A 412-nucleotide genomic window follows, 5' to 3' on the forward strand; every position below is an offset into this window, starting at 1 on the left:
ATCGGTAGCTAAGACCCATTGATCATAAGTACATCGTACTTAGACCAAAAGGTGATCAAGGGTTTTTACACAGTCTGGGCACAAAGCGGACTGCCAGTTAAGCTATTCCATGCTCAATAATGCCATAGAATAAGGTGCATGTTATTAGCTACCGTGAACGAGCTGCTCACGTAGGAGCGTCAATGTCTTCCATTGCCGCTTTTACTCTGAGAATTGTCTGGCGCGTGGTGCTGAATTCGCGTGCAATCGCGCTGATACTCTTTCCCTCGTTTATACGCAAAAATACCGTCTTCTTTTGTTCGTCACTCAGGACCGGTGGGCGGCCAAAACGCTTTCCGGATGCTTTAGCCCGCGCAATACCAGCATGAGTACGCTCGAGTAACAGATCACGCTCAAACTCGGCTACTGCAGA

1 protein-coding gene is annotated in these 412 nt (G+C 48.3%); it reads right to left on the reverse strand.

Features of this window, described 5'->3' with window-relative positions; genetic code table 11:
• Window positions 1-166 precede the first annotated feature (166 nt).
• Window positions 167-412, reverse strand: a 246-nt coding sequence (locus tag NXS07_RS20875) for a helix-turn-helix domain-containing protein (RefSeq protein WP_258087618.1), incomplete at its 5' end; no start/stop codon positions are given.

It is taken from the genome of Xenorhabdus bovienii, assembly GCF_024721015.1.
In the GTDB taxonomy this organism is placed as follows: domain Bacteria; phylum Pseudomonadota; class Gammaproteobacteria; order Enterobacterales; family Enterobacteriaceae; genus Xenorhabdus; species Xenorhabdus bovienii.